This is a genomic window from Brucella pituitosa, assembly GCF_003049685.1.
Classification (GTDB): Bacteria; Pseudomonadota; Alphaproteobacteria; order Rhizobiales; family Rhizobiaceae; genus Brucella; species Brucella pituitosa.
Window position 1 is genome coordinate 1,828,844 of sequence record NZ_PYSY02000001.1, and the last position, 13,183, is coordinate 1,842,026.

Here is a 13,183-nt window from a genome sequence, read left to right on the forward strand (position 1 = left end):
CATATTATAACTGCTAAGCTCTATTGGCGTGGCGCACGACGCCGCCAACGCCGCTCAATGCGCCGGGCACAAGCTCGCAAGCGAGCATCCGGCGCTGATCGACCGGCGCAGGCATAATCATCGAACCCGGCTGCACCATATTAAATCCGAACGGACCATAATAAGGCTGGTCGCCAACAAGAATGACCAGCTTATGACCGGCATTCCTGGCCGCTTCCAATGACATCCGCATCAGTGTGCCACCAATGCCGCGCTTTTTCCAATCAGGGCGCACAGCAAGGGGGCCAAGCAACAAAGCTGGTGTTTTACCAGCCACAACCGGCGTCATACGCAGCGACCCGATAACGATACCGCCCATCAGTGCCACAAAAGACAGGTTGTAGTCGTGTGGCCCACCTTCCCGAATAAAATGCGCTGCACGGGTGAAACGACCGGGACCGAACGCTTCCGCATTCATATCCTCGATCTCGATGTCGTGCGCAGGATCTTCCTGCGCGTAGGTCAGTTCAAGCTGTTGCATGGGAGAATTGCCTGAAGAGAGAAGTCGATGGCCAGAGGAAGCCAATGGAATGCATTCTGTGCGCGTTGAGCACAGTTTCAATTTCATCGTCGGATGAAACGCATTCCGGTCATAGGTCTCTCCTTCGCGGCGGAAAAATGGATAGTGCCGCAATTTGACAGTTGCCTAACACCAAATTGGTCAGAGGTAAAACAATTTCTTTCAAAACGGCGGATTAAACTTACCTTTTTGGCACCGTTACGCACTGTTCACGGCTTGGGAGGCTGTCAAACGGTAGTTTTCGGACTATTTTCCTTATCAAAAGGAGAAATCACATGGGACTTCTGGTAGACGGCAAGTGGCATGATGTCTGGTATGACACCGCAAATACAAAGGGCCGCTTTGAACGCTCAAAATCGCAGTTTCGTAACTGGGTGACGAAGGATGGTAGCGCAGGTCCGAGCGGTGAAGGTGGCTTCAAAGCTGAGCCCGGCCGCTATCATCTCTATGTATCCTACGCTTGCCCGTGGGCACATCGTACGCTGATCTTCCGCGCATTGAAGAAACTTGAAGACGTCATCTCCGTCTCGGTTGTCGATTATCTCATGCTCGAAGAAGGCTGGACGTTCTACGGCACAACCGGCAGCACTGGCGACGCTCTCTACGGGTCAAACCGCCTGCATGAAATCTATACCCGCGCCGACCCGCATTATTCCGGTCGCGTGACGGTGCCAGTTCTGTGGGACAAGCAACGCGAAACAATCGTTTCCAACGAATCGGCTGAAATCATTCGTATGCTCAACAGCGCCTTTGATGAGTTTGGTGATGCAACGCTTGATTTCTATCCGGAGCAATTGCGCGGTGAGATCGATGCACTCAACGACCTCATCTACCCAAACATCAACAATGGCGTCTATCGTGCCGGCTTTGCCACAACGCAAGATGCCTATGAAGAAGCCTTCGGTCAGCTGTTCAACACACTCGATAAACTGGAAGATAAGCTTTCAACACAGCGCTATCTGACCGGATCGAACCTGACCGAAGCCGACTGGCGCCTGTTCACGACGCTCTTACGCTTTGATCCGGTGTATGTCGGACATTTCAAATGCAATCTGCGTCGTATCGCGGACTACCCGAACCTCTGGAACTACACACGTGAACTCTATCAGGTGCCGGGTGTAGCCTCGACCGTCGATATGGAGCACATCAAGGGCCATTATTACCGCAGTCACAAGACGATCAATCCCACAGGCATCGTTCCGCTTGGCCCGGATATCGATTTCTCAGCCCCGCATGATCGGGATAGACTAGGCAACTGAGCCTTTCCTGCAACAGTCTGACGAGAACATCAGCACTTCCTCAAATCTTGGGCGCCTCTTTGATCTAGATCAATGGGGCGTCCTGCGGCGCAGTCCAGATTGCGCGCATCACTACCCAAGACTTGAAGGAGAGAATGATGAACCGCTTTGCCAAAGGCCTTCTGGCTGCAACCGCGCTCAGCTTTGCAGTACCAGCAGCATTTGCTGCCGATGCGATTGTCGCCCAGCCAGCAACCGAAATCGTTGCCGTTCCGCAGGCCCTGTCACCGTGGCAGATCCGTGTGCGCGCTCTCGGCGTCATCGCTGAAAACAAGGGTTACGTAAACGGCGTTGATGGCTCTGGTCTTGATTACTCGAAGTCGATCACCCCAGAACTCGATATCACCTATTACTTTACCGACAATCTGGCTGCTGAACTCATCCTCGGCACGACCTATGCCAATATCAATGGCACTGGTTCCATCGAAGGTCTGGGCAAGATCGGCAAGGTCTGGATGCTGCCTCCGACCCTGACCATGCAATATCATTTCACCAATTTTGGCGCATTCAAGCCATATGTCGGTGCAGGCGTAAACTACACGATCTTCTACAATCAGGATGCAGCAGGCGTTGACTATCTCAAGGTCAAGAACACGTTTGGCGGCGCGCTTCAGGTCGGCTTCGACTATATGCTTGATGAACACTGGGGTATCAACTTCGACGTCAAGAAGCTCTTCCTCGAACCAAAATTCGACGCCACACTGGCTGGTGGTACTCAGGTCAGCGGCAAGGCCAAGCTCAATCCCTGGCTGATCGGTACAGGTATTACATACCGCTTCTGATCTTTAGAGTATTTCCTGTTTTTCTTGAAACATTGGAAATGCTCTATCTCTTTGTTTTTTCGCATTATCCGACGCAAAACCGCTTCGCACTTTTGCTGGAAATGCTCTAATAAATAAGGGCGCGAAAGCGCCCTTTTCATTACCACGTCGGAAGCGGATCGAGATCATGAAGCGCTTCCTGCAAGCGACGCTTGGTCGAAGGTGTTGTGCCTTCGGGCAAGTTATCGAGCGGAAAAAAGCCCGCCTGCGCAATTTCTCTGTCACGCTTTTTCGGCTCTGTCTGTTCAAAGGCCCGACAGACATAAAGCGCTACATGATCTCGCGGTGACGCATGAGCATTCTTGTAAAGGGCGAAAAGCTCGGGCCGACCGGTGAGGTAAATATTGCCTTCCTCACGCAATTCCTTTTCAAGCGCCTGCCCGAATGTTTCTCCGCTATCAACACCACCGCCCGGCAATTGCCAGCCGGGGACATAAGTATGCTTCACCAGAAATACGGAGTTTTTCTTTTCATCAAATACAATTGCCCTGACACCCAAGGTCATGGGGCGCCTCAATAAGAAATACGTATGAAACAAAAAATGGCGGAAGCGCATACCGTCGATCCTGAACAAATATTCCTGATGAGATCATTGCAGCAAAGACCTCAACAAAAAGTCGCTAAACACGGTTTCAGTTTAAAAAATAATACAGTACACCGACTATATGTTTCGGCTTGCCCATATCTCAGACATCCATCTGTCGCCTCTGCCACGCATTCGCTATCGCGAGTTAGCGTCAAAACGCATTACCGGCTACATCAACTGGCTGCGAAACCGTAAGAACGCAATGCATGGCACAGTGCTGGACAGCCTGATTGCCGATATGCTGGCGCAGAACCCTGATCATATTGCGGTCACCGGCGATCTTGTCAATCTGGCGCTCAATCTGGAAATCGACATCGCCCGCGATTGGCTTACCGGCCTCGGTAACCCCGACGATGTTTCCGTTGTGCCCGGCAATCACGATGCATATGTTCCGGGCGCGCTCGATAGATCCTGCCGCAAATGGGAACCATGGATGCGTGGCGATGGCATCGACAACCACGACGAGCGACCGGTATTCCCGTACATGCGCGCGCGCGGTCCGGTCGCCATGATCGGCGTTTCATCGGCACGCGCCACGGCACCTTTTATGGCCAGTGGCGATTTTCGCTCCGCTCAGGCCAAACGCCTTGCGCAACTGCTTGACGAAGCTGGTTCGCGGGGTCTTTTCCGTGTTGTGATGATCCACCATCCGCCAATCCACGGTGCAACGCCCACGCATAAGCGGCTCTATGGTATCCGTCGTTTCCAGAAAGTCATTCGCCAACATGGCGCAGAACTGGTCATTCATGGACACACGCATCTCGCCACGCGCTATGACATTGATGGGCCGAATGGCAACAAGGTTCCTGTGGTTTGCGTGCCATCGGCAAGCCAGAATTTCGGTGGGCATAAGCCACCTGCACGGTATAATATCTTCAATATCGACCGTAAGCCGGAAGGTGGCTGGCTGTGTTTATGGGAACAGCACGGTATCGAAGATGCGAGCGAGCGCATCATCAAAATTTCAGAGCAGAAGCTTTATTAGAGCGCCGTGGGCCTAATTGGGCCCACAAAGGTCGCTCTGACACTATAAATGAAAAAGGCGGCATTTCTGCCGCCTTTTTCTTCGATCACTTACCGATCACACGATTGGCAGCCGAAACAATGGCTTCCAGTGAAGCGCTGACGATATTGTCGTTGATACCGGCACCGAACAATTTGCCGTCTTGATATGCGACTTCGACATAAGAAATTGCCGCTGCGTCCGAACCCTGCTTGAGTGAATGCTCGGAGTAATCAACAACCGACATTTTCACGCCGAGATATTTCGACAGCGCATCGATGAAGCCATCGATCGGGCCTGTACCCTTGCCTTCGATATTCTTGGTCACGCCATTATCAGTGATTTCAGCGGTCAGAATGCGACGGCCTTTCTGCTCGGGATCAGGATAGGTGTGGTGATCCACGAACTTGATGCGGCCTTCCGCCTGCTCCACATAGAGCTTCTGAAACTCTTCATGAATACGCTTGGATGGCAACTCTTTACCTTCTTCATCCGTAATGTTCTGGATGATTTCGCGGAACTCCACCTGCAGATTGCGTGGCAGATTCAGGCCGTAATCGGCCTGGAGAATGTAAGCGATACCGCCCTTACCCGACTGCGAATTGATGCGGATGATCGCTTCATAGGAACGGCCAACATCCTGCGGATCGATTGGCAGATATGGCACTTCCCAGACCGGTGAATTGGCAGTCTTGCGAACCTTCATGCCCTTGTTGATCGCATCCTGATGCGAGCCTGAGAAAGCCGTATAGACCAACTCGCCCACATAAGGGTGACGCTCTGCAATCTTCAGCTGGTTCGAATATTCGTACACATCCTTCATGCGATTGATGTCTGTGCAATCCAGCTCAGGATCAATACCCTGCGTGTACATGTTGAGCGCCAGCGTCACCACATCGACATTGCCGGTGCGTTCGCCATTGCCGAACAGCGTACCTTCAACACGGTCAGCACCGGCCATCAGACCCAGTTCGGTCGCAGCGATGCCCGTGCCACGGTCATTATGCGGATGCAGCGAAATGATCAGGTTTTCGCGATTATCGAGATTGCGGCACATCCATTCAATCTGGTCGGCATAAACATTTGGCGTGTTCATTTCGACTGTTGAAGGCAGATTGAGGATCAGCTTGTTCTCAGCAGTCGGTTTGACAATTTCTGTCACCGCATTGCAGATTTCCAGCGCCACTTCCAGCTCGGTGCCGGTGAAGCTTTCCGGCGAATACTGGAAGCGATAGCCACCCCCTTCAGCATTGGCTGCTTTCGCAGCCATATCCATGATCATCTTTGCAGCATCGGTCGCAATCTGCTTGATGCCCTTGACGTCCTTGTTGAAAACGACGCGACGCTGCAATTCACTGGTCGAATTGTAGAAGTGGATGATTGGCGTCTTCGCACCTTCCAGCGCTTCAAAAGTACGCGTGATCAGTTCAGGGCGGCACTGCACCAGCACCTGCAAATCAACTTCGTCAGGCGTATCGCCCTGTTCGATTGCCCAGCGGCAGAAGTCGAAATCAGTCTGCGAAGCCGATGGGAAGCCAATTTCGATTTCCGGGAAACCCATATCGACCAGCAGGCGGAACATGCGCTCCTTGCGGTCGTGGCCCATTGGGTCAACCAAGGCCTGATTGCCGTCGCGCAGATCGACCGAGCACCAGATTGGCGCCTTCTCGATGCGCTTTGCAGGCCATGTACGGTCATCAAGCTTTGGAAATGGAAACGGCGAATATTTTACAGCCGCGTCAGGCATGCCTTTAGGCTTTGCAGCGGAGACAGTCGTATTTGGATTATGGTTCATGGTCTTCTCATCCTCCCGGCGCAAACAGTTCTGCACTGTCATAACGACACGGATATCTCGTCTTAAAATTCAAATGTGGATTTTGAGAAAGGAGCATGCGTCAGCGGGACTTCAATCGACCGCCGGACGCTCCTTTCAACGAGCCCGGCGATCGCCGCTAAGGCCGAGGGTAAGAAGCGAGTTTAGAACGCAAACATTTACGCGCGCGCTGGAAGCGGCGGCGGAATGTTCCAGAGATGTTGCGTTCTTCATAACCATGGAGACGCTTTTACACTCGAGGTTCAAAACGCGCAAGCTGCTATTTGTTTTATGCGCACCCCGAAAAGTGCGTAGCGGTTTTCGGATGGGATGCGCATCAAATATAAAGATTAGAGCGCCGATCTGATAAAATCAGATCGAAACGCGCTCTATGCAAAAGGCACGGAACTCGTGCCCAGCGGCAGTTTTGCCTCATCTTCCGGCTCAACGTGGATCACGACGCGCGCGCTTTCGATCTGCGCTTTCAGTGCATCTTCGATTCGGTCGCATATGATATGTGCGTCGCCCACGCTCATATCGGCGACCACAACCAGATGAAACTCGATGAAGGTGACACGGCCTGCAATGCGGGTCTTGAGATCATGAACTTCCAGCGCACCACCGGCATTCGCTGAAATCACATCGCGAATGCGCATTTCCTCGGCAGGCTCGACCCCAATATCCATCAAGCCCTGCACTGATTTATTGATAACGCCCCAGCCCTGCCAGAGAATGTTGATCGCAACCAGAATTGCGAGCAGCGGATCGAGTATCGCCCAACCCGTAATGACGGCACCGACAAGGCCAACCAGAACGCCGACCGACGTAAACACGTCAGTCATAATATGCTGGCCATCTGCTTCTAAAGCAGGCGAACGCGCACTGCGACCCGTGCGAATGAGCAGCATAGCCCAGAAAGCATTTATCGCAGCAGCGCCCGTATTGATCGCAAGACCCAGCCACGGCTCATCAAGCTGACGCGGATTCTCAAGCGCAGACCATGCTTCTTTTGCAATCAAAAGGGCTGCAATCGTAATCAGCACACCTTCAACAACTGCCGAAATATACTCTGCCTTATGATGACCAAACGGATGGTTTTCGTCGGCTGGCTTGTAGCTGACACTGATTGCCCACCATGCACCGAGTGCCGCAATGACATTGACGATCGATTCCAGAGCATCCGAATAGAGTGCCACGGAGCCAGTCAGCGCATAGGCCAGATATTTCAGCCCCATTACGCCCAGCGCAACAGGAATCGACCAAGCGGCGAGCCGCCGAACTTTTACACTCGCGTCCATCACGAACCTTCAGATACTTAAATTCTTGTCCCGACCAGCGGGTTGAGCTCAATATGAAGCTCACTGCGCATTCACTCTGGCCAAGCCAGTCAGCAGCATTTCGATAGCCGTTCTATAGCCTAGAAAGCTCAAGTATCGAACCCCTCTTCTGCACTTATCGCATTTAATTTTCTCCTGCAAATGCAAGGCATTACAGTTGCAAATGGTTCGCTAAAGCAGCTCCGGAAAACTATGGTTTTATAAGGCCCTAAATGCAAAACCGGCCGCAGTTTTCACCACGGCCGGTTGATTGTTTTGTCGAACAGAAATGCTGTTAGTAGTTGCTACGACGCGCTTTATGCTTTCTTGCCAGATGCGTCACAACATTTTCGATCATTCGCATCCCCGCATTATGCCCCAGCGTCATGATGGATTCGGGATGGAACTGAACGGCTGCCACAGGCTCTTTCTTATGTTCGAATGCCATGATGACGCCGTCTTCCGTCTCCGCCGTTACCAGAAAATCATCCGGCAGACGTTCAGGATCGGCAAAGATCGAGTGGTAGCGCCCAACCGTCACTTCCTTCGGCAAGCCTGAGAAGATGCGTTCCGGCTTTGAAACCCGGATACGCGACGGCTTGCCATGCATCGGAATGCGCAGCTGGCGCAGCGTACCGCCATAGGCTTCGGCCAGCGCCTGAAGCCCAAGGCAGACACCGAAGATCGGCAGTTCCCGCTTGCGCGCCTTGTCGATGGTCGCCTTACAATCAAAATCCTGAGGCGTACCCGGTCCGGGCGACAGCACGACAAGATCAGGATTGATGCGATCGAACACTTCTTCAGCAACCGGCGAACGAACGGTCGCAACTGTTGCGCCGGTCTGGCGGAAGTAATTGGCGAGTGTGTGCACAAAAGAATCTTCGTGATCCACAAGCAGGATCGAAATCCCCTCGCCCACTTTTGCCGCCACCCGCTCTTCTACCACATGATTGCTCTTCTGCGCTTCACGCACGGCGGCAATCATTGCAGATGCTTTCAGTTCGGTTTCTGCTTCTTCCTCTTCCGGATTGGAATCAAACAGCAGCGTCGCACCGGCACGGATTTCAGCCACGCCGTCTTTCACACGGATCGTGCGAAGCGTGAGACCGGTATTCATGTCGCCGTTGAAATGCATCATGCCGATAGCACCGCCATACCATGCACGGGGGCTGCGTTCGTTTTCTTCAAGGAAGCGCATAGCCCAGAGCTTCGGCGCACCGGTTACCGTTACAGCCCATGCGTGGCTGAGGAAGCCGTCAAACGCATCCATGCCATCGCGCAGACGGCCTTCAATATGGTCAACCGTGTGGATCAGACGCGAATACATCTCGATCTGACGACGACCGATAACGCGTACAGAACCCGGCTCGCAGACGCGGCTCTTGTCGTTGCGATCCACGTCCGAGCACATGGTCAGCTCAGACTCGTCTTTCTTGGAATTGAGCAGTTTCAGGATCTGCTCGGAATCTGAAATCGCGTCTTCACCGCGCTTGATTGTGCCCGAAATCGGGCAGGTCTCGATGCGACGGCCATTGACGCGCACGAACATTTCCGGCGAAGCGCCAACCAGATACTCGTTCTCACCGAGATTGATGAAGAAGGAATATGGAGATGGATTGATCGTCTTCAGGCGTCGGAAAATCTCGGAGGGTGCCGTGTGGCAGCGTTCATAGAACGTCTGTCCCGGCACAACTTCGAACAGATCACCACGCTGGAAGCTGGCCTTGGCACGCTCGACCAGCTTGGCATATTCGCCAGGATTGTGATCACCGCGCTCCAGGTCCCGTTCAGCAGGCTTGAAAGCTTGCACTGGTGTGGCCCGATCAAGATCGTGTGTGGATGAACCGCCGCAAACAAACTCGTAACGATCTACCCAGGCGCGTGCCGAATAATGATCCGCCACAAAGATTTCATCAGGAATGAAAAGCACCAGATCACGCTGATCGTCCGGGCGCTTCAACTTGTACTGGATTGGATCGAACTGGAATGCGAGATCATAGCCGAAAGCACCGTAAAGGCCGAGATTTGCATCTTCTTCAGAGAAGAACAGGCCGACAATCGCACGCAGCACGGTAAAGACCGACGGCATACGTGAGCGTTCTTCTTCGGTGAAGGTGCCGGTGGGTTCAGCAATCGTCAGCTCGATAAGATCTTCGTCGGCCTTATCGACCTTCACTTCGGCAAGCGCCTGCACCGTCTTAAGGATCGGACGCAGCAGGATCGTGCCGCGCTTGTTTAGCGCTTCGATACGCATCTGGCGAGCACGCGAGGTGATCACGACTGGCGGATCGACAATTGCCGTGTCCCATCGCGTGTAGCGGCCAGGATATTCGTAGTTGGAAGAAAAGACCGCGCCCCGCCGCTCATTGAGAGCATCGATATAAGTTTCGATGGCTCCCTTATAAGCAGTCAGATGGCGCACGCGTTCGACAACAACGCCGCCCGCTGTCTCGTGCCTGAATATCTCGCTATCCGCAATCTTCGCATTCATGACTGGCAATTCCCAAGTGTTATACGTTATCGAGCACTTCCAAAACCCGGCATTATTCGGATAGCCAAACAAAAAGGCCGCCCGGATAATCCCAGCGGCCTTATCTAAAACGCAAATGCACAAACGCCTGCGTGGCCGCTTTTAGCGAGCCCACCACCAGATTTTTGTATCAATGCGCGAAATGTTCATGGCGATACTGTTAGCCTTCCCTCGCATCGCTTGCAACTGGAAAATTGAACTCCTGAACGGAGCACACCATGCCTGCCATCCCGTTCCTGTCATCCCACTCCTGTCATACTTGTCAGTTTCGCTGCAGAACGAAATTTTTCAGACTATGCCGGATAGAACGGTGAGGAGAAAATCCGGACATATGAACCGGTCGAGACTATCCACCAGGACCTGAGCCGAAAACGCAAAGCGACTTTGCGTGACGCAAATGCGCCAAAACAAATAGATAGAGCAGCTTCAGCCTCAACTGAAACTGCTTTCGCCCTTGTTCAGGACTACTCGACTTATGGTCGGCGTACCTTTACCGGCGAGCAGTAGGTATAACACCTGCCAGACGTCATGACTTTATACGTGCAATATCACTTTAAGTATACCCGCATACTACTATAGGTTGTATATAGCTGGCAACTGTTAGTTCTATCGTTGATCCCTTCTTTTCAACCGCATGAAAGGGATCCAACTTATGTGTGCGTCAAAAGTTTTACCTTGCGCCAAACGCAGAATTCGGATTCATTTCGCAAGCAAATCATTTATAATTAATCAATAAAAAGACGCCGAAGCAGGCAGTCAAATGGGGACAACGATGAAAAATATCGATGCGATGGACAGGAGTATTCTGCACGCGCTTCAGGAAAACGGCCGACTGACCAACACTGAACTCGCTGATCGCATTAATCTTTCCCAGACTGCAACCGCAGAACGCGTCAAGCGCCTGACGCGAGAGGGGTATATTCTCGGCTATTCAGCGCATCTGTCGCCCAAAATGCTCGATCGCTCAATGTTGGTCTTTATCGAGATCAAACTCGACCGCACCACACCGGAAGTCTTTGAAACATTCTCTACTTTCACACGTGGCAATCCCGACATTCTGGAGTGCCACATGGTTGCAGGTGGCTTCGATTATCTGATCAAAGCACGCGTATCCGATATGGATCATTATCGGCGGTTTTTGTCGGAGGCGCTGCTGTCGTTACCCGGCGTGCGAGAGTCCCACACCTACGCGGTTATGGAAGAGGTCAAAGAAACGTCGCACATCGCTGTGTGACACTGGAATCATCGGCAACCCGTATAAACCTACTGCCAGCGTGATGACAGTATGAGACGGCACGTTGCCGATATCCGCTTGCCAATAATTATTTACGGGTATATACCCGCATAATGTCCAATCCATGTTTCTGCATCCTTCTGCGCCAGGCGGCGAGAAAATCTTCCAGCGTTTACGACCAAGCGCTGGCGCCGCTTGGCATCAATGTTGCCCAGTTCAGCCTGCTGCGAAAGATTTCGCGCGCGCAATCGATCTCATTGACCGAACTTGCCCGGCTTGCCGATCTTGATCGGTCAACCATGGGCCGCAATGCGAAGGTGCTGCAGCGTATGGACCTCGTCGAACAGACGCCGGGTGAAGATCATCGTGAGACCCACATCGCTTTGACGGCGATGGGCCGCGACCTTGTCGAGCGCGGCGCACCGCTATGGGATGAGGCACAGGAAGAAATAGAAGCAAAACTTGGGAGCGAGGGAGTGGAGCAATTGCTTACCCTTCTCCGCGCCTTTGACTGAAAACAATGACCAAAAGCCCATTCAGCCTGTAACTGGCAAACTGGGTTGATTTTCAACTTTGCGGCTGTTCAAAAATCAGCCAGTGTCCGAAAGCGCCGAGAATGATTTCAGCCAGCCTTGCCAGTTTTCTTGCGCAACGAAACATCCATTATGGATGGGTCGTCGCTGCTGTCACCTTCCTCACCATGCTGGCAACGGCTGCGGCGATGGGATCAGCAGGCATATTGATTGAGCCACTTCAAAGTGAGTTCGGCTGGACCAACGCGGATATTTCCTTCGCCATGGCTCTGCGTCTGGTTCTGTTCGGGCTGATGGGGCCATTTGCAGCTGCCTTCATGAACCAGTTTGGTCTTCGTCGGGTGGTCATGACAGCATTGATCATGATTTCATTGGGCCTTGTCGGCTCGATTTTCATGACGGAGCAATGGCAGATGGTGGCACTTTGGGGCGTCGTCATCGGACTTGGCACAGGCATGACCGCGCTCGTGCTGGGCGCGACCGTTGCCGCACGGTGGTTTGAAAAGCGCCGCGGCCTCGTCGTCGGCATGATGACGGCCAGCAACGCGACCGGACAGCTTATTTTCATGCCAATTCTGGCCAGTGTAAGCCAAAACATCGGCTGGCGCATGTCGCTTACAATTGTCATTTCCTTCCTGCTGGCAGCCCTTTTGCTGGTTCTGGCGCTGATGCGCGACAATCCGGCCGATATTGGCCTCAAGCCATATGGTCGTACAGCGCCCATGCCTGCAGCAGAACCAAAGAAGCGCTTTGCATCGATGTTGCTCTCGCCTCTGGTAACGTTGCGTGAGGCCTCATCCACAACCACCTTCTGGGTGCTATTCATCACATTCTTCGTCTGTGGTTTTTCCACAAACGGCTTGATCCAGACCCACTGGATTGCGCTTTGCGGAGACTTCGGAATTGTTCCTGTTGGTGCAGCGGGCATTCTCGCGGTCATCGGTGCCTTCGATCTCATCGGCACGATTGCGTCTGGTTGGCTTACCGACCGCTTCGACAATCGCTGGCTCTTGTTCTGGTTCTATGCCCTGCGCGGCCTGTCGCTCATCTATCTGACGTTCACAGATTTCACACTCTACGAGCTTGCACTCTTCGCAGTGTTCTATGGCCTCGACTGGGTAGCCACCGTGCCACCAACCGTAAAGCTTGCGGCTGAACAGTTCGGCCCTGAAAAGGCTGGCATGGTGTTTGGCTGGGTATTCACTGGCCATCAGGTGGGCGCGGCTGCAGCTGCGGCTTTCGCAGGCTATGTCCGCACCGATTACGATAGCTACACACCAGCACTTATTCTGGCAGGTGCTATGTGTTTCGCTGCTGCTGCGATGGTGTTTCTCATCAATCGCCCGTCGAGACGTGCTGTGCTTCAGGCATCATGATGCTAGTGGTTCGATTCCGACATTTGGATCCCGCAGTTACAAGCACCGAACAAATGTCGGAATCGCGAAGACCACTAGCAACTTTATGAATCTAGTGGATTTTTCGAATTTGAC

General features: G+C 52.9%; 11 protein-coding genes. 6 read left to right on the forward strand and 5 right to left on the reverse strand.

The window, feature by feature from the left end:
* Positions 1-13: 13 nt before the first annotated feature.
* Complete coding sequence (locus C9380_RS09045) at positions 14-520, reverse strand: GNAT family N-acetyltransferase (protein WP_128093405.1); 507 nt, start codon at positions 518-520, stop codon at positions 14-16.
* Between the two features lie 314 nt (positions 521-834).
* Between C9380_RS09045 and C9380_RS09050 the strand changes: the two genes are divergently transcribed.
* Positions 835-1,818 (forward strand): glutathione S-transferase family protein, encoded by a 984-nt coding sequence (locus C9380_RS09050; RefSeq protein WP_128093406.1) that lies wholly within the window; start codon positions 835-837, stop codon positions 1,816-1,818.
* 137 nt (positions 1,819-1,955) lie between these two features.
* On the forward strand, positions 1,956-2,639 hold the full coding sequence (locus tag C9380_RS09055; protein ID WP_100558706.1) for an OmpW/AlkL family protein: 684 nt from the start codon (positions 1,956-1,958) through the stop codon (positions 2,637-2,639).
* A 139-nt stretch (positions 2,640-2,778) separates the two neighbouring features.
* Here the strand turns inward: C9380_RS09055 and C9380_RS09060 are convergent, their stop codons facing one another.
* The gene (locus C9380_RS09060; RefSeq protein WP_128093407.1) at positions 2,779-3,234 is read right to left on the reverse strand and encodes an NUDIX domain-containing protein; all 456 of its coding nucleotides are present in this window, start codon (positions 3,232-3,234) and stop codon (positions 2,779-2,781) included.
* A gap of 109 nt (positions 3,235-3,343) precedes the next feature.
* Between C9380_RS09060 and C9380_RS09065 the strand changes: the two genes are divergently transcribed.
* On the forward strand, positions 3,344-4,249 hold the full coding sequence (locus tag C9380_RS09065; RefSeq protein WP_128093408.1) for a metallophosphoesterase family protein: 906 nt from the start codon (positions 3,344-3,346) through the stop codon (positions 4,247-4,249).
* Positions 4,250-4,334: 85 nt separating this feature from the next.
* Here C9380_RS09065 and leuA read toward each other — a convergent pair whose 3' ends face one another.
* The 3 genes from leuA to C9380_RS09080 all read right to left on the reverse strand — a co-directional run bounded on the left by leuA (position 4,335) and on the right by C9380_RS09080 (position 9,887).
* Complete coding sequence (gene leuA / locus C9380_RS09070) at positions 4,335-6,062, reverse strand: 2-isopropylmalate synthase (RefSeq protein WP_024899394.1); 1,728 nt, start codon at positions 6,060-6,062, stop codon at positions 4,335-4,337.
* A 407-nt stretch (positions 6,063-6,469) separates the two neighbouring features.
* The gene (locus tag C9380_RS09075) at positions 6,470-7,378 is read right to left on the reverse strand and encodes a cation diffusion facilitator family transporter (RefSeq protein ID WP_024899393.1); all 909 of its coding nucleotides are present in this window, start codon (positions 7,376-7,378) and stop codon (positions 6,470-6,472) included.
* 313 nt (positions 7,379-7,691) lie between these two features.
* Complete coding sequence (locus C9380_RS09080) at positions 7,692-9,887, reverse strand: anthranilate synthase component I (protein ID WP_100558705.1); 2,196 nt, start codon at positions 9,885-9,887, stop codon at positions 7,692-7,694.
* Between the two features lie 811 nt (positions 9,888-10,698).
* On the opposite strand from C9380_RS09080, the gene C9380_RS09090 reads away from it, so the two are divergent.
* From C9380_RS09090 to C9380_RS09100, 3 genes are all read left to right on the forward strand, one after another.
* Positions 10,699-11,160, forward strand: a complete 462-nt coding sequence (locus tag C9380_RS09090) for an Lrp/AsnC ligand binding domain-containing protein (RefSeq protein WP_024899391.1) — start codon at positions 10,699-10,701, stop codon at positions 11,158-11,160.
* Between the two features lie 113 nt (positions 11,161-11,273).
* On the forward strand, positions 11,274-11,675 hold the full coding sequence (locus C9380_RS09095; protein ID WP_024899390.1) for a MarR family winged helix-turn-helix transcriptional regulator: 402 nt from the start codon (positions 11,274-11,276) through the stop codon (positions 11,673-11,675).
* A gap of 101 nt (positions 11,676-11,776) precedes the next feature.
* The gene (locus C9380_RS09100) at positions 11,777-13,069 is read left to right on the forward strand and encodes an MFS transporter (protein ID WP_024899389.1); all 1,293 of its coding nucleotides are present in this window, start codon (positions 11,777-11,779) and stop codon (positions 13,067-13,069) included.
* The last annotated feature ends 114 nt before the right edge of the window (positions 13,070-13,183 follow it).